24 protein-coding genes are annotated in these 24,989 nt (G+C 46.1%); 5 read left to right on the top strand and 19 right to left on the bottom strand.

Annotated features, from left to right (window positions below; genetic code table 11):
* Position 1 precedes the first annotated feature (1 nt).
* Positions 2–1,414 carry a glycolate oxidase subunit GlcD gene (glcD, locus tag BHE18_RS19655; protein WP_071620193.1) on the top strand — a complete coding sequence of 471 codons (1,413 nt, stop codon included), beginning with the start codon at positions 2–4 and terminating at the stop codon, positions 1,412–1,414.
* The gene (locus tag BHE18_RS19650; protein ID WP_071620192.1) at positions 1,411–2,736 is read left to right on the top strand and encodes a (Fe-S)-binding protein; all 1,326 of its coding nucleotides are present in this window, start codon (positions 1,411–1,413) and stop codon (positions 2,734–2,736) included. The genes glcD and BHE18_RS19650 overlap by 4 nt, the downstream gene beginning before the upstream one ends.
* 162 nt (positions 2,737–2,898) lie before the next feature.
* On the opposite strand, the gene bioA is transcribed toward BHE18_RS19650, so the two are convergent.
* Both bioA and bioD read right to left on the bottom strand, forming a co-directional pair.
* Positions 2,899–4,266, bottom strand: coding sequence for an adenosylmethionine--8-amino-7-oxononanoate transaminase (bioA, locus tag BHE18_RS19645; RefSeq protein ID WP_071620191.1), 1,368 nt, complete (start codon positions 4,264–4,266; stop codon positions 2,899–2,901).
* Positions 4,244–4,969 carry a dethiobiotin synthase gene (bioD, locus tag BHE18_RS19640; protein WP_071620190.1) on the bottom strand — a complete coding sequence of 242 codons (726 nt, stop codon included), beginning with the start codon at positions 4,967–4,969 and terminating at the stop codon, positions 4,244–4,246. Before bioD ends, bioA begins: the two co-directional genes overlap by 23 nt.
* A 94-nt stretch (positions 4,970–5,063) precedes the next feature.
* Between bioD and BHE18_RS19635 the strand changes: the two genes are divergently transcribed.
* Entirely contained in the window at positions 5,064–5,639 is a 576-nt protein-coding gene (locus tag BHE18_RS19635; RefSeq protein ID WP_071620189.1) for a biotin transporter BioY, read from the top strand.
* Positions 5,640–5,703: 64 nt separating this feature from the next.
* Here the strand turns inward: BHE18_RS19635 and BHE18_RS19630 are convergent, their stop codons facing one another.
* Both BHE18_RS19630 and BHE18_RS19625 read right to left on the bottom strand, forming a co-directional pair.
* The gene (locus BHE18_RS19630) at positions 5,704–6,312 is read right to left on the bottom strand and encodes a methyltransferase (RefSeq protein ID WP_071620188.1); all 609 of its coding nucleotides are present in this window, start codon (positions 6,310–6,312) and stop codon (positions 5,704–5,706) included.
* A 51-nt stretch (positions 6,313–6,363) separates the two neighbouring features.
* Positions 6,364–6,657 carry a hypothetical protein gene (locus BHE18_RS19625; protein ID WP_235860386.1) on the bottom strand — a complete coding sequence of 98 codons (294 nt, stop codon included), beginning with the start codon at positions 6,655–6,657 and terminating at the stop codon, positions 6,364–6,366.
* Between the two features lie 476 nt (positions 6,658–7,133).
* Here BHE18_RS19625 and BHE18_RS19620 point away from each other — a divergent pair, with 476 nt between their 5' ends.
* Complete coding sequence (locus tag BHE18_RS19620) at positions 7,134–7,808, top strand: NAD(P)H-dependent oxidoreductase (protein ID WP_071620187.1); 675 nt, start codon at positions 7,134–7,136, stop codon at positions 7,806–7,808.
* Positions 7,809–7,828: 20 nt separating this feature from the next.
* On the opposite strand, the gene BHE18_RS19615 is transcribed toward BHE18_RS19620, so the two are convergent.
* The 14 genes from BHE18_RS19615 to BHE18_RS19550 form a co-directional block, all read right to left on the bottom strand.
* Positions 7,829–9,097: an ATP-binding protein gene (locus tag BHE18_RS19615; protein ID WP_071620186.1), complete on the bottom strand. Its 1,269-nt coding sequence runs from the start codon at positions 9,095–9,097 to the stop codon at positions 7,829–7,831.
* An 18-nt stretch (positions 9,098–9,115) separates the two neighbouring features.
* Entirely contained in the window at positions 9,116–9,706 is a 591-nt protein-coding gene (locus BHE18_RS19610) for a helix-turn-helix domain-containing protein (RefSeq protein ID WP_071620185.1), read from the bottom strand.
* Between the two features lie 219 nt (positions 9,707–9,925).
* Complete coding sequence (locus tag BHE18_RS19605) at positions 9,926–10,984, bottom strand: C45 family autoproteolytic acyltransferase/hydolase (protein WP_071620184.1); 1,059 nt, start codon at positions 10,982–10,984, stop codon at positions 9,926–9,928.
* A 105-nt stretch (positions 10,985–11,089) separates the two neighbouring features.
* Entirely contained in the window at positions 11,090–11,617 is a 528-nt protein-coding gene (locus BHE18_RS19600; RefSeq protein ID WP_083573901.1) for a hypothetical protein, read from the bottom strand.
* Between the two features lie 28 nt (positions 11,618–11,645).
* Positions 11,646–12,560, bottom strand: a complete 915-nt coding sequence (locus BHE18_RS19595; protein ID WP_071620183.1) for an exonuclease domain-containing protein — start codon at positions 12,558–12,560, stop codon at positions 11,646–11,648.
* A gap of 614 nt (positions 12,561–13,174) precedes the next feature.
* The gene (clpP, locus tag BHE18_RS19590) at positions 13,175–13,759 is read right to left on the bottom strand and encodes an ATP-dependent Clp endopeptidase proteolytic subunit ClpP (RefSeq protein ID WP_071620182.1); all 585 of its coding nucleotides are present in this window, start codon (positions 13,757–13,759) and stop codon (positions 13,175–13,177) included.
* Between the two features lie 21 nt (positions 13,760–13,780).
* Positions 13,781–14,473 carry a sigma factor-like helix-turn-helix DNA-binding protein gene (locus tag BHE18_RS19585; RefSeq protein ID WP_071620181.1) on the bottom strand — a complete coding sequence of 231 codons (693 nt, stop codon included), beginning with the start codon at positions 14,471–14,473 and terminating at the stop codon, positions 13,781–13,783.
* 91 nt (positions 14,474–14,564) lie between these two features.
* The gene (locus tag BHE18_RS19580; protein ID WP_071620180.1) at positions 14,565–15,575 is read right to left on the bottom strand and encodes a hypothetical protein; all 1,011 of its coding nucleotides are present in this window, start codon (positions 15,573–15,575) and stop codon (positions 14,565–14,567) included.
* Between the two features lie 143 nt (positions 15,576–15,718).
* Positions 15,719–16,570: a DMT family transporter gene (locus tag BHE18_RS19575; RefSeq protein WP_071620179.1), complete on the bottom strand. Its 852-nt coding sequence runs from the start codon at positions 16,568–16,570 to the stop codon at positions 15,719–15,721.
* A 411-nt stretch (positions 16,571–16,981) separates the two neighbouring features.
* Positions 16,982–17,686: a LutC/YkgG family protein gene (locus BHE18_RS19570; protein WP_071620178.1), complete on the bottom strand. Its 705-nt coding sequence runs from the start codon at positions 17,684–17,686 to the stop codon at positions 16,982–16,984.
* On the bottom strand, positions 17,686–19,113 hold the full coding sequence (locus BHE18_RS19565; RefSeq protein WP_071620177.1) for a LutB/LldF family L-lactate oxidation iron-sulfur protein: 1,428 nt from the start codon (positions 19,111–19,113) through the stop codon (positions 17,686–17,688). The genes BHE18_RS19570 and BHE18_RS19565 overlap by 1 nt, the downstream gene beginning before the upstream one ends.
* Positions 19,114–19,135: 22 nt before the next feature.
* Entirely contained in the window at positions 19,136–19,852 is a 717-nt protein-coding gene (locus BHE18_RS19560; RefSeq protein ID WP_071620176.1) for a (Fe-S)-binding protein, read from the bottom strand.
* 239 nt (positions 19,853–20,091) lie between these two features.
* Positions 20,092–21,876: an L-lactate permease gene (locus BHE18_RS19555; protein ID WP_071620175.1), complete on the bottom strand. Its 1,785-nt coding sequence runs from the start codon at positions 21,874–21,876 to the stop codon at positions 20,092–20,094.
* A 202-nt stretch (positions 21,877–22,078) separates the two neighbouring features.
* A complete protein-coding gene (locus BHE18_RS19550) occupies positions 22,079–22,798 on the bottom strand; it encodes a FadR/GntR family transcriptional regulator (RefSeq protein WP_071620174.1) in 720 nt (239 codons plus the stop codon).
* Between the two features lie 170 nt (positions 22,799–22,968).
* Here BHE18_RS19550 and BHE18_RS19545 point away from each other — a divergent pair, with 170 nt between their 5' ends.
* A complete protein-coding gene (locus BHE18_RS19545; RefSeq protein ID WP_071620173.1) occupies positions 22,969–23,517 on the top strand; it encodes a 2'-5' RNA ligase family protein in 549 nt (182 codons plus the stop codon).
* A gap of 43 nt (positions 23,518–23,560) precedes the next feature.
* On the opposite strand, the gene BHE18_RS19540 is transcribed toward BHE18_RS19545, so the two are convergent.
* On the bottom strand, positions 23,561–24,415 hold the full coding sequence (locus BHE18_RS19540) for an AraC family transcriptional regulator (protein ID WP_071620172.1): 855 nt from the start codon (positions 24,413–24,415) through the stop codon (positions 23,561–23,563).
* Positions 24,416–24,989: the final 574 nt, after the last annotated feature.

Here is a 24,989-nt window from a genome sequence, read left to right as displayed (position 1 = left end):
CATGATTTCAACTTCATTAAAAAAACAATTCATCGAAGTGGTCGGTGAAGACCACTACAGGGAAAGTTCTGCAGAAAGACTCGTCTATTCCTATGTTGCAACGCCAAATTTCCAATCGATGCCGGATGCCGTCATCGTCCCCCGCACAACACAGGAAGTTTCGGAAATTGTGAAACTATGCAATGAGCATCGCGTGCCGATCGTCCCAAGAGGTTCAGGTACGAACTTATGTGCAGGCACGTGTCCGACAGAAGGCGGTCTCGTTCTTCTGTTCACCCATATGAACAGGATTCTGGAGGTGGATGAAGAGAATCTGACAGTCACCGTGCAGCCGGGAGTGGTTACTCTGGATCTGATCAATGAGGTCGAAGCACGGGGTCTCTTTTATCCCCCGGACCCAAGTTCTATGAAAATATCAACGATAGGCGGCAACATCAATGAAAATTCAGGAGGTCTAAGAGGATTGAAGTATGGCGTCACCCGCGATTATGTCCTTGCTTTGGAAGCGGTCCTTCCTAATGGTGATATCGTGCGGACGGGCGGGAAACTTGCAAAAGACGTTGCCGGATATGATTTGACCCGTCTCTTTGTCGGATCCGAAGGAACTCTGTGTGTCATAACGGAAGCAACGCTGAAACTTGTACCGATGCCGGAAACGAAACAGACGATGCTCGCACTCTATCAAGATATTGAAGCAGCTGCAAAGAGTGTTTCAAACATCATCTCGAACCGGATCATCCCTGCCACCCTCGAATTTCTCGATCAGCCTACATTGGAAGTTGTCGAGGATTTTGCAAATATAGGGCTTCCCACTGACGTGAAGGCAGTACTCCTGATTGAACAGGATGGCCCCCGTGAAGTGGTAGAACGGGATATGAAACGAATGGAAGAGGTGTGCCTGGAGAACCAGGCAGTATCTGTCCAATTGGCAGCGACAGAAGTGGAGGCAGAGGCTCTCCGCACTGCCCGCCGTTCTGCCCTGTCGGCGCTCGCCCGCCTGAAGCCGACGACCATTCTGGAAGATGCAACGGTTCCCCGTTCGGAAATCGCCAAAATGGTTAAAGCGATCAATGAAATCGCCGAACGTCATGATGTGAAAATCTGTACATTCGGCCATGCAGGTGACGGCAACCTCCACCCTACCGTGGCCACCGATGCCAGGGATCATGATGAAGTGGAGCGAGTCGAGGCGGCATTTGAGGAAATCTTTGCCCATGCCATAGAACTCGGCGGCACCATCACCGGCGAACACGGAGTCGGGATGATGAAAGCACCCTATCTGGAGTGGAAGCTTGGACCAGAAGGAATCGGGGCGATGAAAATGATCAAGCAGTCATTCGACCCGAATAATATAATGAACCCGAATAAAGTATTTGCGAAAGAATCAAGAAAACGAGTGGTGATTTCAAGATGACGACAACCAGGGAAAGACAACAGATACAGCAGGAATTCAAGGATCGCATTGATCAGGACGAGCTCCTGAACTGCATGAGATGCGGTTTCTGCCTCCCCTCCTGCCCCACCTATATCGAATCGGGCTTCAAGGAATCCCATTCCCCCCGCGGCCGCATCGCCCTGATGAAGGCAGTGGTCGACGGGGTCATCGAACCGGATGAAGACGTGGAAAGATCACTTGACCTCTGCCTCGGGTGCAGGGCATGCGAGCCGGTCTGCCCCTCAGGCGTGAACTACGGCCATCTTTTAGAGGAAGCACGCGATATCATCAACCAGAACAAAAAGCATTCCCTTCCCGTACGTGTTCTTCGGAAGACGGTTTTCGAAGGGTTATTCCCTCACCCGGGAAGGATGAGGATGGTGACCCACCTTCTTGGAATCTATCAGCGGTCGGGACTGCAGAAGGCCGCCCACGCCACAGGGGTCATGAAGTTGTTCCCTGAAAGCATGGCTGTGATGGAACGGGTCCTCCCAAAGGTTCCAAGATTGAAAGAAATGAAGAACCGGCCGTCTTCCCTGCCGTCAATAGGTGAGAAGAAGAAAAAGGTCGCTTTCTTCTCCGGGTGCTTGATGGATACGATGTTCCTGGAAACAAATAACGCGACGACAAGGCTTCTGCAGCTTGCCGGATGCGAGATCGCCATCCCTGACACTCAGACGTGCTGCGGTGCCCTTCACGGCCACAGCGGCGAGAAAGATGCCGCCAAACAATTAGCAAGAAGGAATATCGAGGCATTTGAAGAAGCCGGCATTGATTATATCATCACCAATGCCGGCGGGTGCGGTGCCTTCCTCGTCGACTATGACCATCTGTTGAAGGACGACCCAGAATGGAAAGACCGAGCCGTACAGTTTAAAAGTAAGATCAAGGACATCTCTTCTATTTTAGTAGAGCTTGAGTTTCATAAAAAAGTGAAACTGCGTTCTGAGGGGGGACGGATCACCTACCAGGATTCCTGCCACCTCCGTAACGTACAGCGGACATTCATGGAGCCCCGCATCCTCCTTCAATCAATAGAAGGGGCCGAATACAAAGAGATGATGCAGGCCGATCACTGCTGCGGTTCTGCCGGTATCTACAATATCGTCGAATCCGAAATGTCCATGAAGATCCTCGATCACAAAATGGAAAACGCAGCTGCCACGGGTGCAGTCACGATCGTCACTGCAAATCCCGGCTGCCTCCTCCAGATGAAGCTCGGGATCGAGCGGGAAGGACTTTCTGAGAAGATGCGGGCTGTTCATATTGTGGATTATTTGTTGGAGTCAGTTGTGGAGTGAGATTTGGTTGGGGGTGCCAGGCACAGATACGGGGTATTGTGCCTGGCTCAACTCAAGCGTTTTGTGCCTGGCTCAAATCAGAGATTTTGTTCCTGGCACAATTCAAGGGTTCTGTACCTGGTACAAACATACCTATGTGGTACCTGGTACGCCCCCACAAACTCACACTGCTTTTTCACCTGCATATTTCTTCGTCGTCATTTCAATCGCTTCACTCATGATACTCACCATCTCCCTAAGTTCCTCTTCATTCGCTGCAAGCGGCGGCATGAAGACGATCGTATCCCCGATCGGGCGAGTCAGCATGCCGAGTTCCCTCATTTTCAGGGTGGTATGATATCCGACTCTGTCTTCCCACTCGAAAGGTTTTTTTGACTCCTTATCAATCACCAATTCGATACCGCAGATCATCCCGAGCTGCCGGATATCCCCTACGTGTGGATGCTGTTTCAACGGCTTCAGCAGATTTTCAATTATTGATATTTTCTCCTGTGTCTTCTCTATCAGATTTTCTCTCTTATAGATTTCAAGATTGGCAAGTGCAGCTGCGCATCCAAGCTGATTTCCTGTGTAGGAATGGCCGTGGAAGAATGTTTTTAAAGAATTATAGTCGTCGTAAAATGCTTCATAGATTTCTTCCGTCGTCAGTGTCGCTGCGATTGGCAGATATCCGCCCGTAATCCCTTTTGCAACCGTCATGATATCAGGCTGGACGCCTTCATGCTCTACGGCGAACATTTTTCCGGTGCGGCCAAACCCTGTCGCCACCTCGTCGACGATCAGAAGGATATTGTATTTCCTGCAAAGATCTTCGACTCCTTTAAAATACCCTTTTGGCATGATATTCATCCCGCCGGCTCCCTGTATCAGCGATTCGACGGTCATTCCGGCAATTTCGTGGTGATATTCTCTGAGGATCTCCTCCAGCTCCTGAAGGCACCGATCGCGGATTTCATCTGCATCATCCAGGTCGGGATGGTGGTAGACATCAGGAAACGGGGCAACCAGGGAATGGAACATGAGAGATTTATAGACGCGGTGAAAGATATCCACTTTCCCCACGCTGATGGCCCCTACCGTATCCCCATGATAGGCATTTTTAAGTGTGATGAATTTCTGCTTCTCTGGCCTTCCGATGTTCTGCCAATATTGATACGCCATTTTAATCGCGATTTCCACCGATGTTGCACCGCTGTCTGAATAGAACACCCGCTTCAGCTTTTCGGGAGAAAGGTCGATCAGCTTTTCTGCCAGCAGGATCGACGGAATATTGGAAGCACCAAGCAATGTCGAGTGGGCGATTTTATCCAGCTGTTCCTTGATGGCATGATTGATTTCTTCATTCCGGTGACCATGGACATTCAGCCATAGAGATGAGTATCCATCGAGATACTCTTTTCCGTGGATATCACGGAGGTATACCCCCTCCCCGCTTTCAATCACCAGTGGATCTGCATCATAGTCCTTCATTTGAGTAAACGGGAGCCAAAGATACTGGCTGCTTTTTTCAATAAGCTTTTCTTGATTCATGCTGCATTGCCTCCTCTAAAATATTCATGTTCCAGTGTTCAAGGATTTCTCCGACGTCCAGTTTTTCTATTTCCCGGCCTGTTATGTATGGAAAGGTGCCTATGATGGGAACACCTGATAATTTCTGAAGCATTCTTCTATTGTCTTCTTCGATCTCCGTCAGCTCATCGGATGTCACCCGGTTGAGGACGATCCCGGCGATTTTGATGTTTCTCTGTTTCAGCGCCATTACCGACAGGACCGTGTGATTGATCGTTCCAAGACCCGCCCTTGCCACCAGGATGACTGGCAGCGACAGTCGGTCGATCAGGTCGATCATCGTTTCTTCCTCATTCAACGGGACGATCAATCCGCCTGCCCCTTCCACAAACACGAGTTCATGAGAGTTTAGTAGTTTCTCTGTTTGATCAACAATCGGCTGAGATTCAATTTTCACGCCTTCCAACGCTGCTGCCAGGTGAGGAGAACTTGGTATTTTCAAAAGATATGTATTGGTTTCAGGTCCAAATTCCCTGCCTGCGAAACGTTCATAAAATACGGTGTCCGGTGCAGTCAGCTTCTCCCCTTCCCATTCAGCTCCGCTTTGGACAGGCTTGTAAGGGAACGTGTCGGATCCCCGCTCAAGATAATGGCGGGTCAACACAGCTGTGATCATTGTCTTGCCAATTTCAGTATCGGTGCCTGTGACAAAAAAACCACCCACTTAATTTCCTCCTTTTTATCTATGTTAACCATATTTACTTTTTAGTTAACATATTTGATAATAAGTATCATATCACATTATGAGGAAGGATAGTATGAAGATGAGTAAAACGAAAGAAATAGTATTATGCGGCCTCTTTGCCGCCCTGATGGCGGTCGGGGCGAATATCTCACCGTTTCTGGTGATCGGCGGGGTCCCCGTCACGCTTCAGTTGATGTTTGCGATTCTTGCCGGAGGGATGCTGGGGAGCAGGACAGGCGCAAAAGCGATGACGGTTTACTTGGCACTCGGCCTGGCCGGGGCTCCTGTTTTTGCCCAGTTTAAAGGTGGTCCTTCCAGTTTATTGAGCCCCACATTCGGATTCGTTCTGTCTTTTATCGCTGTCGCTTTTGCAGTCGGTATGGTGCTGGAAAGAAAGAGGAACATCTTTGGATATACTACAGGGGGGATACTTGCGTTGGTGTTGAATTACATAATCGGTACGAATTTTATGTATGTCGCCCTTTCATTCTGGGCGGAGGCGCCAAGCGGCTTCAGCTATACCGTCGCCTGGGGATGGATGGCGGTCTACCTGCCTTTGGACCTGGGGGTCACAGCTGTATCCATGGTAATCCTGCAGAGATTGTATAAAGCGGTCCCCTCCGTGAATCCACAGTATGTTTCCAAGTAGTACTTTCGATTTTTCGAAAACAGAAAAAAACCAGCAGCTGTTTTTTCAAAATCATCTGCTGGATTCAATATGCGAGCCCATAAACCAAAAAACGCTCATACACATTATGTTCATACTCCCCGGAAAGATTGATTTCATTACGAAGTTCGAACAGTGAATGGTTCTCCAGATAATGAACATAATCGTCCGAGCTGTAGTAGAGGACGATTTCGATGTCACGGGGAGAAAATTCCAATGAGAATAGGATGTTGTTGATGATTTTCATAAAAATCTGCACAGAAAACGGGTTGAAGAAATAGAAGACGTTATCACCCGGGTGGATCTCATACTCTTCGGCCAGGCAGCAATGAAATTCTATCGCACTTCTTCTGCCCTTCTGCTTTCTAAAAAAGTTCTCCCGGTTCTCGATGGCCTCAAGATGAAACTCTTCATTCATCTCGATTCCGATGACGGTCGATCCAAATAAATAATGCGTAAAAAAATTGAGACGGCCCTTGCCACACCCGAAATCCACAACGCGGTCAGTCTTCTTCAACTCGTACACCTGGAACAACTCCTGAAGCGCCCCATATGGAGTGGGTTCATAGCGGTGATAATGAATCGCCCTCGGCATCCCCATCTGATCCTTCCCCGTTTTGATATTCAGCAGTTCGTCAAAATAATTTTCTTTCATATACATCTCCTCGTCATCGTCCGTCCACACCGCGTTAGCGTGGACGGACCTTTACTTTTTAATCGGTTTAAGAATGGTCCGCTGCATCGGGACTCCTCCCATGGAGACGATTCGTTCGATGAATGAATATGGGCGATCGTCTATCTTAAAATGGCCGTTACCTTGATAGTGAACTTCTTTCCCCTGATTTTCAAGTTCCAGCTTGATTGCTTCAATATGTTCCTTCTCCTTGAAGAAACGTTCTTCAAAATCTATTTGGATATATCCTTTCCCATACCCCATCAGCCAATTGAAAAGAGCGAGCATCGCTGCTCCAATCACGAAGATCAGGATGATTCCCATCATAGTATCTCCTCCTAAAATACTTTTGTTTGATAATTTTTCGCAAATTATTTATATAAAATTTTTTTATGCTTATCATCCAGTAGTTGATTGTAGTGCAAGACGAAGACTCCTGCGGGAAGAGTAGCTGATGTGAGACTTGTCTAGCTGCGGGGTTTAGAGGCACATGTCATAAGTCAAATCGGCCAAGAAGGCAAAGAGCGCCTTCGTGGCCGATTCGCCTTATGCCAACCGCCTCTTTTCAAAGCCCCTCCGCTTTTCTTCCCGCAGGCTTGCCGAGGAGGCTCACGGGCTACCCGCGGAAAGCGAAGTCTTGTACGGAAATCAACTGCGGCGTTTAGTAGACCTTTCCTCTTTATACGAAACAAAACGGAAATAGTTTCAAGAGGCAACGTATCCGCCAATCAAATGATGTGAATCCTCAGACAACTTATGCTATTTTAAAGAAGTCAATGAATTCAAGTAAGGAGCGATGTTCAATGAGGGATAAAGAAGCAATCAAACAGGAAATATTGGATGCCTATGAATTCAGGCATGCCACCAAGCAATTCGATCCAGATAAAAAGGTAGCCGATGATGATTTTCAATTCATCATGGAAACCGGCCGGCTTTCTCCAAGTTCTTTCGGTTTTGAGCCATGGAGATTCCTGGTCATCGAGGATGCGGGTCTCCGTGAAAAAATCAAGAACACGGCGTGGGGGGCTTACGGGAAACTGCCGGATGCCAGCCATTTTGTAGTCGTACTGGCCCGTACAAAGCTTGATACGAAGTATGATTCAGAATATCTGCGCAATCATTTCCAAAACACAAAGAGCATGCCTGAAGATCATATGAGCAAATATCTCGAAAAAATCGAGCAGTTCCAGAAAGTTGATTTCGACCTTCTGGACGGAGAGCGCCCGATGCTTGACTGGGCAGGGAAACAGACTTATATCGCCCTGGGGAACATGATGACGGCAGCCGCTCAGATCGGAGTGGACTCATGTCCGATCGAAGGCTTTGATGTTGATAAAATGAATGCGCTGCTCGAAGAAGAAGGATTGCTGGAAGACGGTCACTTCAGCATTTCAGTCATGTGTGCCTTCGGATACCGTGTAAACGATCCGGCACCGAAGACGCGCAGACCATTCGAGGATATTGTGAAATTCATATAAGGCAAAAAGGAATCCAGCTTTCACGGCTGGATTCCTTTTTTGTCTTTTATAAATGTCACTTCACCAAATTCCAAAAAGACGGTTGTTCCCCTGTTCAATTCACTTTTCACCTGAATCTTGCCCCTCATGGAATTGACGATGATACTTGCAGCCATGATGCCGAGACCCGTCCCTTCATCTTTTGTCGTGTAAAATGGTTCACCGAATCGATGAACCTGCTCGGCGGTCATTCCAGATCCTGTATCGGCAATGGAGATGACCAGATTATCAGCCTGTGTCATTCCTATAAGGAGCACACCGCCGGAAGGCATGGACTCGATGGAGTTTTTCATGATATTCATCATGCATTGCTTGAATTTCCGAGTCTGGCCTTCAATGTATATGTCCGGCAATAACTTGTATTTGATGGATACACCGTGATTGGCGGCAATCGGCTTCATCATATGAATTAATCCACTTATCAGTTCCTTTACGTCGATATGCTCTATTTTATCAGGGGTTGTGTTGGCAAATGTTAAATACTCGTCGATCACATGTGACGCCTGATCGATTCCTTCCAACGAAAGATCGAGGAATCTTTGTTGACTGTTTTGATCTTGTTCATTGCGCATCAGCTGGAGAAAGCCTTTTGAGGACGTTAATGGATTACTTACCTCATGAGAAATGGTGGCTGCCAATTGTCCGACTGCCTGCAGTTTTTCCTGCTGTATGAATAAATTTCTAGCTTTCATCACCTTGCGCAGCATTTCAGCTATAAGGATAGCAAAGACCATCGAGGCCAGCGGTATGAGGACGATGCCAATTTGTTCAACCATCACTAATTCTGTACCGTACAAGTAGCCGACTATTATGTTATAGACCGACATCAGTAAACAGAGGCCGGCAGAGTAAATCAATTTATGTTTTTTCTTTGCACGATAAAAACCTTTTGACAGCTTTGCTAAAATTAAAAATGCACTAAAATAATTCAGTGCGACAAGGAGGATCAATTCATCCCCTATAAGGATCAGTCTGATAACAATGATGATGACCATGAGTACAAATGACACCAGTGGTCCGAAATACAGACTCGCCAAGAAGAACGGGACCCGCCTTAAATCGATATAGACTCCGGATGCAAGTTTGGAACCGAACATCACACATAATATAATCGTAACGCTTGAGATGAGGATGACAAATAATCTGGATGGAACTTTCTTTTTGACATCATAATAAACTGCGATGATCAATAGACCTGATAGAATAAAAAAAGAATTCAATAATAAGTTCGTCAATATAGAATCCTGCACATCCTCCACCCCTATTCTTTAATTTAATGTGAGGTTCTCAGATGTGCGATCACAGTGCGATACTTCTGTTTTATCCACCTTTCTTAGCTCGGTGGATGCAGAACTTCCTCCAATCAGTGCACCTTTATCATTAAATAAAGGGTGACAGGACACATCATACGTATATAAACCGTCAGACATTGGAAACTCGATGATTTTCCTGATCGGTCTGCCCTCAGCAATCACTTTCCTTTTCAGTTCCATCAACTGCCTGTTACCCGGATTATCCTCCAAATCCACATCGTTCATTCCGATCACTGAAACGGCATCAAAATTAGGATGGGGATTGAAAATCCAGGTGTATTCCAGGTTAAGATTGAAGTGTGCCACTATCATTGGGGCATCCTGCAAAGCAAAGTAAAAAGGACTGTCCTCCAGTTCAAAGATAGACACATGAAAGTTCAGCAAATCAGCCAGATCTTCTGCCGTTGCCGGACTCGGGATCCTGACACCGCTCTCAATTTTGGAATAATAAGACCTGTCTATGTGAACCAGATTAGCGATTTCTTCTTGACTGTATCCTTTTATTTTTCTTAACTTTTCAAGCCATATTCTTTTCCTTTGACCCATTGGCAACCCTCCCGTCAAAAAACCCTTCTAGTTCTATTATACTGACAACCGAAACAAAATCTATGTGCCTATTTTGGCACGTTTACCAAATTAAGATGAAAGTAACAAAGCTCTTCATAATATAGGAATTATCAGTATGTTATTGGAAGTCGATTTTCTTTTTTTATCCATTATCATCATAAAAAATCCAAATAAAAAAGGTATACCTGAAATACAGGTTTACCTTTTAAACCAGTCCGCTCCCTCATCCATATGAACAAACGGAATATCTGTATCTACCTCACCTGTTATTTTGGTAAGCATTATATCTTCGCCATTCAGCCACTTATCAAAATCAAACACGGCCGGTTCCCGGTCGCCGCCCAGGGCAAACCATGCTTTCATCTCCCTGGGCAGATATGCGGATGTATGAATCGTGCCCGCCCAGCTGCCGTAAAGGTCTGAAAAGACTCCGCGATCACTGCCGTTCATGAGCCGGAAAGCCTCTTCTGCATTTCCAGGCTTCTCCTCTCCCATCACGGCCAGGCGCCTTTTAGAATCGACTAGATGATTCCTGTTTTCTTCTTTCATTATTTCGAAATGGTTGGTACACATAGTAGACTGCCTGACTTCGACGCCGCGCGGAGAGGTCTCAACGATGTAAGTCTGACCGCTCTTATCATACACAACATAACTGAACGAATGCCGATGAGGGATTTCCTTCAGGAGATCCACCGCTTCATCCACTGAAGCCGCCGACTCAAGTATAAGCCTGCCGATCATGCAGCAAATGAACCCGTCGCCGGGATTCTTCCGGTGCATGAAATTATAGCCGACAGCCAAGCCCTTCTCATTCATGCCATCCATCCGTCCCGTCACCCGCTGGCTGGGTCCGATCATGGCATATCCTGTATCCGTCGGCTGGTAAAAAACATAGCGCCCTTCGTATGTCTTTGGATGATAATCATAATTCCTGACCATATAGTCTTGGCCAGTCAGAATCGAACAGCCGGAACGAACGTAATCGACCCTGTAGCCGCCGAACTCCTGAAGGACCTTTTCCGTTGGCCACTCCAGTGCTTCCTCGAGGCCGAGCAGTTCGTCCCAGATGCCGGGGGCAAATCGCGTGATGACTTCCTTTGTTTCATTCACATCGATTGAAAAACGAGGCTTTCTCACCTTCCACTGATTTTCACGGTTTTTGACCGTAATGGAGTCCTTGATGCGTTCTCCCTGCATGTACCCGAAATCATAATGATTTCCCCTGAATTGTATGATGTCGCTATGTATGGTTTTCATTACAGTCCCTCTTTTTAAAGCATTTCCTTTTAGGATAATCGAAAGCATTTGAGAAATAAAGATTGGTGCCTGGCTCAAAGATGTGAGTTGAGCCAGGCACCATGATTATGCTTCCCTCGAAAAAGAATCTTTCGTGAACAGAATGATGCTTAAACAGGTAAGGAAAGCCACTGCAGTCACGAGGATTCCGACGAGGAATCCAAGGGTGGCCATGAATGTGTCGTCTCCGGGAAACTGGGGGACATAAGAGACGATTTGATAATAAAAAAAGACGGCCATACATAAATAGAAGCTGCTGCCGGTCACGGCAATCTTCACGCGTTCCCCCTTTTTCCAGCTGCCTGCTGAAGCGAGCGATTTCCATACAAGGATGCTGACGATGACTGCAAGCATCATGATCACCAAGTGAAAATACGGGATCATTAAGTACGAAAGGCCGATCAAAATCAAGCCAGTCATGCCGAACAAGAATAGATTGATACCGAATAAAAATAATCCCGCGAGCCACGGATTGGCAAACCATGAATATTTCTTCAAAGAGTGAATCCATTTCATTTGATAGCGATTGCCTTTTTTCCCAGCCATCATCCATGCGATGACTCCGAGAATGAGAAGCAAGAGTGTCAGTGTCAATTTTTATATCTCCTTCTTCTGCGTATATTTAGCCGTATACCTTTTTCAGAAAATCCTCTTCACTGATGATTTCTACTTTCTTCCCATCGTTGATCAGCTTTTCGGCTTTCATTATTTTTGAAGACTTTTTACCTTTTATCATGACATCTTCATAGTTTCCAAGGATGATATAATGGGTTTTCGCTGTCACACTGTTCTGCGGCTGTCCTCCACACCCGGCAGCCATCTTTGCTGCTTCTGCTCTTGAAAAATATTTAAGTTCACCGGTAAATACGATGTTTTTTCCGTAAAAATCATGGTTAGGGTCTGCATCTTTTGAGGCTTGAAACTCTCTCATATCGAGTTTTTTCGGGAATTTCTTTACTAGGGAAGAACGATAGGTGCCTTCGGATATTTCTCCGGGTGTGATTCTAGTCTTATTGTAAAGAGAATCAAAGTCTGTAACCTCATACTCTTCTGCCAGCTTCAGCATGATATGCGCACATGCTTCGGCATCATCTGCAGCATGGTGATGATTCTCTAATTCTATTCCAAAGTGGGTACACACTGAAGAAAGCTTGTATGCAGGTAGACCAGTGACCATTTTCCTCGACATCTGATAGGTGCATAGAAATTGATTGTATACCGGCTTTACACCATAGCGGGCAAGATTATCACGAAGGGCATAGCCATCAAAGGATAGATTATGTGCAACCATCAACTTATTTTCTATTTTTTCTTTAATTGAATGATAGAATGCATCAAACGTCTGCGCACCTTCCACATCCTGGGGGGTGATTCCATGGATATTGATATTAAACCCATCAAAACTCTCTTCTGGATCAATTAATTCATAAAGCGAATCCACTATTTTCCCATTTTCCACAAACACCATGCCGACTGAACAGATACTGTGCCTCGAACGATTAGCAGTCTCAAAATCAAAAGCGATAAAATCCCTCATATCAAGCCACCCTTTCTTTTGAAGCGATTTTAGCAGGGATATGTATATACAACAATATTAAGCGTTAGAAATTTATTAAGCTTTCTAATTTTGATTTTACTATAACCCTCTCCCTCTTACCATAAAGCCCACTTCCCATTCAATAAATTGAAGCCCATATTCTTGTAGTTATTGATTTACAAACTAAAACCACTGAATGAGTTACTCTAACAATTTATTCCCCTTAAAAATTTCACAGAAATAAGGGGAGCAATTCCCCTTATTTAAGAAAAAGCACAAAAAACTGTTAAAATAAGCGGAGAAATTTCCCTTATTCTCTTAAAAAAATTCGAAAAAGAATCATTATGCTGGGCTTAAGCGGAAAAATTCCGCTTATTTAGCCTAATTCCAATTCTATGCCACAGCTTAACAGGAAAAATTCCGCTTATTTTAGATAGGATTATTCATGTCCTACACAGGCATTCCTCAAGTGATAGGGAACCTGCTTATCCTATCATGAAGGGAGAATTATTCAGACCACGCTATAAGCTCACTGGAACTCCCGGCATAGTCTGGTAGTTTCAGGGCCATGAAAAAAAGGACAGTCACCTGTCCCCCCATAAAAGGTTGTGCCGCTATTTTTTCTTTTCGATAATTGCATCGATGATCCCGTATTCCTTCGCTTCCTGTGCACTCATAAAATAATCACGGTCGGTATCGAGGGCGACCTTTTCGATGCTCCGGCCCGTTTTTTCCGAGATGATACCGTTGATATGCTCCCTCAGCTTCAATATCCTTTTAGCCGATATTTCAAGGTCTGTCGCCTGTCCCCTTGCGCCCCCCAGCGGCTGATGGATCATGATCTCGCTGTTCGGGAGTGCGAACCTTTTCCCTTTCGTGCCGGCGAGCAGGAGCATTGCCCCAAAGGAAGCGGCCATACCGGTGCAGATCGTCCGGACATCGGGGCTGATATACTCCATCGTGTCAAAAATCGCAAAGCCTGCGGACGTAGAACCGCCAGGGCTGTTGATGTAGAGTGATATATCCTTTTCCGGATCATCGGCAGCCAGGAATAACAGCTGGGCCACAATACTGTTGGCCATATGGTCATTGATCTCATCGCTCACCATGATGATCCTGTCTTTCAACAACCTCGAATAAATATCATAGGAACGCTCACCTTTGCTTGATTGCTCGATTACATAAGGGATGGTACTCATTTTCATTCCTCCTCTTGAACGTTAAGCTGCCATTGAGAGGACGCTTGAAGGAGAAGAAACGCTGCGGGTAACAGTCGGGAACGATAGCATTTTTGGAGCGGTCTGTCCGGAAATCAAATCAGGGAGCTGCTCGATCAAATCCGAGGGATCATGGGTTTGGATGCTTTCCTGAAGAAGTGTCACTACATCTTCTTGAGAGTACTCTTCCCAGTAGTCATTATTTGAACATGACTCTTCATCCTCAGAACGTTTTTCAATTCTCGCCCTGGTTCGTTTGAGCAGTGCCTTGACGGAGGTTACCGTCATGCCCAGAAGGTCAGCGACTTCATGAATTTTATATTGAAAGGCTTCTTTCAGGACGAGCGTGATGAGCTGTTTTGGCGTCAGTATTTTCACCAGCATGTCTAAAACATCACGGTCACTTTCTGTATTCTCCTCCCCACTCAGATCGGGCACTTCGCCAAGCATTTCCCTGTTCAGCTTACGAACCTTATCGATCCAGGCATGGTAGGCCATCTTCTTCAATAACGGCGGGTTCCATTTCTCCTGGTCAGGGTAATGCTTCAACGCCCGGCAGATGGATTCCTGGCACAGATCCTCCCCGTCCCATTTGTTTTTTGTCAGGAACAGACAGTAATGTAGAAGCTTATCCACAAGCTCCTGCAGTTCCTGCCCCTCCGATTCACTTTCTTTCCTCAACGTTCCACGAATCATATTCCTTCACTCCTTTATATCCTCTCGTTCTTATAACGGATACGCCTCAAAAAAAGATACCGGTAGAATGTAGTTTTTTCTAATTTTTTTATTATTGAAGAAGCTGCTTGAGTTTTCCCGGATCATCGACTCTCAAAGCGATGCTTGATACAGACTTCTCCCTGCCCATGAAAAGTGTGGCCTCAAGGGGTGCTTTGAAGTGGATTATTACTTGTGGCTCTGTCTGCTCCAAGTCATTATACATAAATGTCATCGTTTGTTCTTCCGGTGGGGCGCCCCATTCATATTTCTTAATATATTCAAGTGGGACAATAATACGCTGCATCAAGCCTTGAGTGACATACAGCTTCCCGTTCTTGACCTCAAGGGGGTGCAGTCTCATCACGGCAATCTCAGCGATAAACAGGAAGACGCCATAAACATTCAGAAGTAGTAAAACGATGGAGAGGATCGGCCACTTTGTATGCAGCCACCAGTGGAGACCGATTGATTCAATGACGATGGCATGAATGATCATGATATTCATGGAGAGTGCGCTCGTCTTTTTGTGCATCGTTATACATCCATCATGAGAGGGTGGTTGTTTGCGCCATGAAAAGATCAAATAGTAAAACATCAATGCTTCTGATATAAGGACTTTGAGCAGGGCATGGCTGCCAACTGCTTTTTCAGCTGCAGGAAGCATCGAAAAGACAGCAGCTTCCCCCGCCCTCTTCATTTCAGTCCGGACCTGCGGAATTTTCCAAACGAGAAAACCGATCAGGCTCAGTTTAACCAGAAAAAGCAGGGCTTCGAAACCAACCCCTGCATAAAGCAGCATCGTATACGGTGCAAAGAATTCTTTGGGAATCAAAAATCGTGCAAGGACGAGCCCGGCAACCATGAATCCAATAACTTGTTTCTTCGATACTTTAAAAGCTGCGTATACCAAAATAGGGGAAACCACGACCATATCCAGCAGGGAACCAAGGATGACCCCTCTTTCCAGCTCAATCATCAAAGTTTCTTGAGTGAAAGGCTGATATAATAGCACATTACTCACCAATACAAAACCCAGCAGCAAGACCGCCCACTTGGAAAAACCCGTTTCACGAAGTACCATATTACCTCTCCTTCACTGGAAAAGTTTTCTTATTTTTATTATAGTCTATCTTCCCATAAAAGTTATCCACAAATACATGGCAAATTCCGTACAAAACAAGGCCCGCCCCACTGCTTTAAAGCAGCGAGGGACGGGCCTCAGTGTTATGCTTCTTTATTGTTTTTCAGGAACATGTAGAGAGACGCTCCAAAAATGATGACATAGCCTATGATGCTCCACAAATCAGGTATTTGTCCGAACAGGAAGATGCTGATGAGTGCGGAGTATACAACGTTTGAGTAAAAGAAGATCGAGATTTCTTTTGCAGGTGCGAACTTGTAGGCAATGGTGATTCCGAACTGCCCGATGGTGGCAAAGAAACCTGCCCCGAGCAGATAAACCCACTGCTTCACGCTCATCGGCTCATAGAAAGCGAGCACGAATGGCAGCAGGATCATCGTGGTGAAGAAAGAAAAATAAAAGACAACGGTGTAGAATTTTTCTTTTGTTCCCAAGACCCTCAGCACAGTATACGCCCCTGCTGCAAATACAGCCGACAAGAGCCCTGCGATATACGGGATCGTTTCATACGAAAACGCCGGCTTAATGATGAACAGCGTTCCGATGAACGCAATGATGATGGCCGTGATCTGGAACATCCGGGCTCTCTCTTTCAGGAAGATCGATGCAAAGATGATCGTTAAAAATGGACTGAGCTTATTCAGCATATCGGCATCCGACAGAACGAGATGGTCGATTGCATAAAAGAACAACACAATCCCTGCAGCCCCGAGACTCGAACGGAGCAGCAGCAGCTTCTGATTCTCTTTCTTACCGAACAACCGCTCCCCGTGATATTTCACAAAACCGAAAGCGATGATGGCTGACACAAAATTCCTGAAGAACGTCTTTTGGATCGTCGGCACGTCACCGGAGAGTTTCACCAGCGCGGCCATCATTGAAAATCCGAAAGCGGATAATAATAAAAGTATGATTCCTTTATTTCGATTCGACATAGCTTCCTCCATTGACCTTTCTTATAGTATTGTCTGATGTATTTGAATAAATGAGATGTTTTATGCAACTAGGTCAGTGTAACAAATTTTGAGGAGTTTATGGAGGAATAAGCTTGGCGGACAAAAAGAGGAGTTTACTAAACTTAAAAATCACTACATTAAAACCAATAATTTCAGTATATGCTTTTATTACCGCTATTGATTTCCGTGCAAGACTTCGCTTTCCGCGGGTAGCCCGTGAGCCTCCTCGGTCGTACCTCCCTGTGGGGTCTCACATTAGCTACTTTTCCCGCAGGAGTCTGCGTCTTGCACTCCAATCAATAGCTGGACTGAATTTGAAACAGAGATAAACTTAAAAGATTGGCTTACAAACAAACACCTGACTCATTACAAAGCCAGGTGCTTAGTTTATTATAAATCATCCACAATAATATAGGTCGCCTTCACGGGGCCATGCACACCGACGATGAGGTTCATTTCAATATCCGCTGAGTTGCTGGGACCTGAAATGAAATTCACGCAGGAGGCAACAAGTTCCCCGCTTTCGATTTTGTCGTGGATGCTTTTGGCTGCCTGTGTCATCCTCGGGACGATGGTGCTTTTTGGGATGATGGCGATGTAGATGGCAGGGAGCAGGCTGACAGCCCGACCTTTTCCCCTGTCGCTAAAAAGGACCACGGTTCCTGATTCCGCGAGTGTCATATCACTGAAGGTGATTCCTACATCTGCAACGGCTGAAAAAGCAAGGTTTTCACCTCCGGCTTCTGTATTCCAGACGTGATGGGTGAGGTCCCCGTCCCCGATATCAGCAAGGCCGGCTTCTTCAAAACGCGGGTCGTCCCAGCTGACAACGGACTTCCCTCCATATTGTTTGATTAAATGCGGGATCAAGGTTGAAAGCTCGCTCGTGACGGTCTCGTGTACCTCTGTATGAATCTGTACGCACTGTTTTTTCAATACCTCGACCAGTTCATCCTGGGAATACCCCTTATACACTTCCCATTGGGGGCTGTGCTGCCACTGCGGTTTTATCACTTCCGAACGACGCTCACGACCAAGATTTTTTGCCAGGTTATCTAAAAAAGCTCCCCTGTTTTGAATTTGTCCAATCGCCATTATTGTCCACCTTCTTTGCTTCTCTTCTTATACCAGTCCCTGAACCGCTCTTTTTTCGGTGCCGGGAAATCACGGATATCCGTCCAGTTCTTCAGCGGCCCGGGTCCTTTCGAAATACTTCCGTCCTTTGTAAACGCGGCCAGTGATGCAGGAGCAAGTTTCGAGCCGATGTTGTACATGGCCGGAGATGCGGTCCCCATGCTGAACGCTTTCATCGACAGGTTTTCAAATACTGGAGCCTTCCCTTCACGCTCGACGATTTCCTGGCGGTGGAGAAGGAGATGCTCATGAAGCGGGATTTTCACTGGACATGCTTCTGTGCAGGCTGCACATAAAGTCGATGCATAAGGAAGCTCTTTATACTCCTCATAACCTCCAAGAAGAGGAGACAATACCGCCCCGACAGGACCCGGATAGATCGATCCGTACGAATGACCGCCGACATGACGGTATACCGGACAAACATTGATACAGGCCGCACAGCGGATACAATGGAGGATGGACTGAAAGGCCGTGCCAAGGATTTTGGATCGTCCATTATCAACGATTACTAAATGGAACTCCTCGGGACCATCGACTTCCCCTTCTTGTTTCGGCCCTGTCAGTGCCGTGATGTAGCTCGTAAGCTTTTGACCGACTGCCGCCCGCGTCAAGAGGCTGACGAGAACCTCCATATCTTCCCATGTAGGCACGATCCGTTCCATGCCCATGACGGTGATTTGCGTCTTCGGGACCGTGGTGACCATACGTGCATTCCCTTCATTTGTGACGAGGGAAATCGTCCCCGATTCAGCAATGGCAAAGTTACAACCGGTGATGCCGATATCTGCCTGAAGAAACTCTTCCCGCAGTTTTTCACGCGCGAACAGGGCAAGTTCTTCCGGCTTCTCTGTTTTGTCATACCCCATTTTATTCTTGAATACATCCCGTATCTGCTCTTTATTTTTGTGAAGGGCAGGGGCGACGATGTGGGATGGCGGATCATGATCATCCACTTGCAGGATCCATTCGCCAAGGTCTGATTCGATAACCTCGCAGCCGGCTTTCTCAAGTGCTTCATTCATATTGATTTCTTCCGTGACCATCGATTTCGACTTGACGACTTTCTTTCCTTCTTTCTTCTTGACGACTTCCGTGATGTATTCGTTCGCTTCTTCAGCCGTTTCTGCGAAAAAAACATGGCCGCCTCGTTTTGCCACATTCTCACTTAAGAGCTCGAGATAATAGTCAAGATTCTCGATTGTATGGGATCTGATTTCCTCACCAAGCTTCCGCCACTCTTCCCAGTCACCGAGTTCCTCTGCCGCATTCAGGCGCCCGCCGCGTAACCTTGCCTGCGCGGACGATACAGCCCCGCGCATGAATGTATCGGCGATCCCGCTCGACACTCTGTCATTAAAGGGTTTATCCCCTATTTTCATAGCCATATAGCTTCCCCTCCTCTATTTTCTATTGACTGTTCAAGACCGAGGCAATGTGCATTACCTTGATCGGTTTGCCTTTCCGGTCGATCCGGCCTCCGATGTTCATCAAGCAGCCGCAATCCGCTCCGATTAAGATGTCCGCTCCCGTCTCCTCCACACTCGTAACCTTTTCATCTACCATCTGTTCGGAAATTGGTGACATTTTCACTGAAAACGTCCCGCCGAATCCGCAGCAATTATAATTGTGTGGAAGCGGATTCATTTTTAACCCATCAACATTGCTCAATAGTTTCATAGGCGCTTCCGTCACACCGAGCAGCCTGGTCATATGACAGGATGTATGATAAGTTGCGTTCCCGTTCAACTTAGCCCCGACATCTTCTACACCTAGGACTTCCACGATGAACTGAGTCAATTCATAGGTTTTACCGGCTAACGATCTTGCCCGCTCGTCCCACTGTGGATCCCCCTTGAACAGATGAGGGTACTCCCTGAACATCGTTCCGCATGAACCCGATGGAGTGACGACATAATCCGATTCCTCAAAGACGCTGATCATATGCTTCATTGATTCTTTCGCTTTTTCGACATGGCCGCTGTTATAAGCAGGCTGTCCGCAGCACGTTTGTTTCTCAGGAAAGTCGACTTCGCATCCCAGCCGCTCCAGTAATTCAACCGTGTCCCTGCCGACGTCCGTTTGAAAAATGTCGATTAAACATGTGACAAATAATGAGACTTTCATGATTGTTCCCCATTTCTTTCGGAAGAAACTCTGTTTGGTTCCAGTATGAAGGATTAGTTGAGTTCTTCTTTTGTGGTAGAATACGATATTTCTATGTGTGAAATTTTTCTGTCTATTCTATTAAGTATTAGTGTAAAGCCAACAGCCGCAATAGTCAACAGGTCATCAGATGACTTAAATGCACTTAATCAAAAACCCGTCCTTATCTGTGTTTTTAACAGTGTGGACGGGCTTTGCACTTATGCGGTTTTTCTTAGCTTTTCGCTATCATGCCTATTCTTTCTTTCCCCTTTGATAATGAGGGTGATGATGAATCCGGCTACAAGGGCGAGGATGAATGTTCCGATATTCAGTCCGATGCCGTTGATGACGACATAGCCTATTGCGCCAGCGAAAATCACGTAAAAGGTCATGGGAATCAGGGTTTTCCTGATCAGGTTCCCTTCCCGTCCGATCAGACCTGCGGAAGAGGAAGCCGCTACTACGTTATGGACGCAGATCATGTTACCAGCTGCACCGCCGACTGCCTGCAGGGCGACAATGGTGGCCGGTGCTGCCATGATGTTATCCGCCACTCCGAATTGGAACAGAGAGAACATCATATTGCTGACCGTGTTGCTTCCCGCTGCAAATGCTCCGATGGCTCCGATGGTCGGTGCGGCAAGCGGCCAATAGCTTCCGAATATGTTGGAAATACCCTCTGCCAGCGCAAGCGGCATGCTTGTGTAGTCTGCAGCATTGATGCCGGAGTTGATGAACACCTGCACCATGGGTACCGCAAAGATCAATGCGGCCATTGCACTCACTATGGTTTTAAACGAATCCTTCACTGCGCGGGAATATTCTTTCATATTCATTTTGTAGATAAAGATGGATAACAGTGAAACTAGGATAAAGATTGTTCCAGGCAGGTTCAAAGGTTTTGAAGCTACCGTGATTTCTGTGCCGAACAGCGTCTCCAGATTGATGACCCATGATTGCAGCCAGCCTGAAAATGGCAGGTAACTGACTCGTGTGGCAACCAGCAATACGGCTACCAATAGATATGGCATCCAGGCTTTTACAAAAGAAACATTCTGTTTCGGTTTATCGGAATCATCCACTTGCAGCGTTCCTGTCCAAGCCGGGTCCCAGTTCGATTCTTTATCGAAATCCCAAGACTTCTTAGGAATGAACAACCCTTTTTTCGCAGCGGGAACGACAATGGCAAGACCGATCAATCCGCCGAGGAGGGATGGAAATTCCGGTCCGAGAAGATTGGCCACCAATGCGTATGGGATCGTAAACGACAATCCTGCAAAAATAGCAAACTTCCAAATTGCAAGCCCTTCCGTAATAGATTTATTTTTACCAAAGAAATACGTCAGCATCGTCACCATAAAGAGCGGGATGAAGATCCCGATGACTCCATGAATGAGCGCAACCTGGCCCCCGATTCCATTTATGTAAGCGTCAAACGTGGTTCCCTGCTCAGTAATATACTTCTGAACAAGCGGCGAGTCCTTCAACCCCGAGTTTACTCCGATCAGGATCGGTGTCCCGACCGCCCCGTAGGATACAGGGGTCGATTGAAGAATAAGCGCGACCATGACGGCTCCCATTGCCGGGAATCCGATCGCCACTAACAGCGGCCCTACGATTGTTGCAGGCGCACCCCAGCCTGCAGCACCCTCAAGGAACGATCCAAACAGCCAGCAAACGATAATGGTCTGGACGCGCCGGTCCGGTGAAATATTGGTAAACCCTTTTCGAATCGTAAAAATGGCACCGCTTTCTTTCAGCGTGTTCAATAAAAGAATGGCCCCAAACACGATCACTCCCACTTCAAGGGCCGTCACCATTCCTTTCACACTTGCAGCGGCTACTTGATTTCCAGGCACTTGCCATACAAACATCGCCATGATAATCGTAATCAACAGTGATACCGGCATCGCCTTTTTGGCCGGCCACTTTAAAATAACCAAGAACAGAAATACAGATACAATAGGCAAAGTGGCAATCCACGCCAGCGTACCAATACTCATTCCCTCCATCTCCCTTCATTGCGTTAAATCATTTAAGATATCAAGTTAGCAGGTCATCAGATGACCAGCTTCATAAATAACAGTATAATTAAAACGCTTTCATATAACAATGACTTTTTTAAATTTTATAAAAATAGTGATCCTGTCACAAAAGAAGGCCCGTCCCGCACTGCTTTAAAGCGGTGCGGGACGGGCCTTCCGGTTATTCTTGCATGTCATCGAAATAGTTCATGAGGACTTCTTCCACGCTTTGCAGGTGGTTGAGCATCAATTTTTGTGCTTCGGTTCCGTCCTTCGCCTCGATGGCTTGATAGATTTGCTGATGCTCTTTCCAAAGCCGGTCAAGCGTCGACTTCTCTGAGTAAAGCCACAATCTGCGTGTTTCACGCATGGTCGTGACCATCATTTCTGAAACGTTGTTCATCAGCCCGATCAACAGCTCATTCTGAGACGCTTTTGCGATTGCCATATGAAAACGGAAATCGGCTTCCTCCCCCAGTTCCTGATCATTGGCCGTTTCCATCTGGTCGAGGGCTTCTTTTATTTCAGCAAGCTGACCGTCCGTCCTTCTGTCTGCCGCTGCCTGGACCGCACCGACTTCGAGGATGCGTCTGACTTCCAAAAGGTTTTTGACATCATCTTTTTTCATCAACACAGCTATATAAACGGGAAGCGACAGCATCTTACTGTCGAACTCACGGACATATGTACCTTCCCCCTGGTGCATTTCCACCAATCCCATTGCACGCAGGGCACTCAACGCTTCACGGACTGCAGACCGTCCCACCTGGAAGTTTTCGGCCAGCTGCTGAACCGATTCAAGCTTGTCCCCGCTCTTCAATTGACCGGACTTGATCATATCGATCAGTGCCTCGGCCACTTCCTCATAGATCTTTCGCGGTTTTATACGTTTATAATTCAACAATTCTCACCCCATCAATGTTCCTAAGTCTGATTTTATAGTATTGGAGGATCCGGGACAACGTTTTTGAAACTTCTTTCACTGGAGTCCGTAAAGATATACCAGAGATGGTTATCCCCGAGCGAAGTGGGGTATTGAAGTTAGAATACATCAATTAAGGTGGTTACGATATGTACTGGGTGGTTGCCCTATTCGATGAAAAAACGGAACGGCTGATCAAAGATGTGTGGAAAGAACTGCGCGATGAGGATATTTCCTACTACATAGACGAAGTCCAGGACGGCAGACCTCATCTGACACTGGCAAGCTATAAAGAATTGGATAAGGAAAATTACATAAGGCAGATGGAAATTTTTTATGATGATAATGAGAGTTTTGGCGTCACCTTCAATCATGTGGGCACTTTCTTAAATTACAATACCTTATTTTTGTCCCCTACGATGACGAAGGAGCTGCTGAATTTCCATACCGATCATCATAAACACTTTGATACGTTCAGTACAGAGGCCAATAAATTATATGAACCTGGACAGTGGATCCCCCACTGCACTCTTGCAAACAATCTTGAAGCAACTGGGCTGTCAAAGGCTTTTCATTATTGTGTCGATCGTATAGGCCTCACAAAGGGCAGGATCAAGGAAGTTGGCCTGATAGAATTGGTGAAACAAGATGGAGATAAAATGGAGGCTCCCCTTATCTATTCGAAGAAATTGAAGTAAACAGAAAAAGAAGCTTGTGGACACAAGCTTCTTTTTGATGGGGTTATTTCTTTTTAATCGGAATCCACACTTCACTTCGGTAGTCTTCATCTTCAACATTGCCTGATGGATACAGCTCGAATTCCGGCCCTCCCGCATGTTCATAGCCAGTCGAAGGGAACCATTCTGAATAGATCCTCCCCCAGACGTGCTTGATTGCATGCGGCATTGCCCCGATTGACGTGAAGACCGCCCACGTGGCTGCCGGGATTTCCTTGGATTCAAACGTATCGCTTGCGCCCTCGCTTTCAGCCCCGATGAAATAGGTGAATTCTTCGGAAGGATGATTGAATTCCATACAGATCCCCATCATTTCACTCTTCCCTGCTTCAGAGCAAATGGCTCTTGAGGTTCCGTTATGATTCACCTCACTCCAGAACTTAGGGATCTCCTGATGATTTTCCCCATCTGCCGTTTTCATCCTCAGTCCTTTTCCAATTACGTTGAATGACTCCCTCTGCACAATTTTATAGTCCATTTCTTTCTCTCCTTTTAATTGAATTTGAAAAGAGATGCGCGGGAATGCTTTAAGGGATGCCCCTGATTCCCTGACTGCCGAGGGAGATACTCCATGAACTTTTCTGAACGCTTTAGAGAAGGCTTCAGGCGTTTCGTATCCATATTGAAGTGCCACATCGATCACTTTGCGGCCTGTATTCGTCAATTCCTGGGCAGCAAGTGTCAGCCGCCTCCTGCGAATGTAATCTGCCACAGTCAATCCTGTCACAATATGAAACATCCGCTGGAAGTGGAATTTCGAGCTCAGGGTGATGTGGGCCAATTCGGCCAGTTCAATCTTTTCCTGAAGATTCTCTTCTATATAATCGATGCAGTCATTCATTCTTTGGAGCATCTCCATGAGTTTTTCCATCTCCTTTAAAATCAAGTTTAGCGTTTACCCTGCCAATCTTCCGGTTCATTTGTGCGGATAGCTGACAGACGCTTCCCATTATGGTTCTAATTATTAAAGCATATGTATTTCAGTGTAACAGGGTCGTTTTAATGCTAAAACAAAATTAACACACCGGTCAGTAGTCCTATTCGTAATTCAATGAGACTACTCCTTTTTGATTGTATATGGGTTAGTAAAATATAAGGGAAATACTCCCTTAATTCCCAACTCTTTTTTTAATTTTCTCTCAGCATGAAATTCGTTTATTCGGATGCTAATTGTTACCCCAGTTGATGTGCTAAAAATGATTTTTATAGCAGGAGGGGATGTTGATTTTTGAGAGGAAGATAAATCATCCTTCATTGTGAGTAACCTATAATTATTATAATAAGGGAAGTTTTTTCTTTTATCCTGCAGAATCTGGCTGGATTCTGGGGTTATAAGGGGAGTTTTTTCCGTTAAGGCAAGGTAAAATGGTCCATTTTCATGCTTTTGGACTAAATAGGGGAAATGGTTCCCTCTATTTACTCAATATTTCATG

The sequence above is a fragment of the Rossellomorea aquimaris genome (genome assembly GCF_001877785.1).
Lineage (GTDB): Bacteria > Bacillota > Bacilli > Bacillales > Bacillaceae_B > Rossellomorea > Rossellomorea aquimaris_A.
This window is presented reverse-complemented; position numbering and strand designations above follow the sequence as displayed.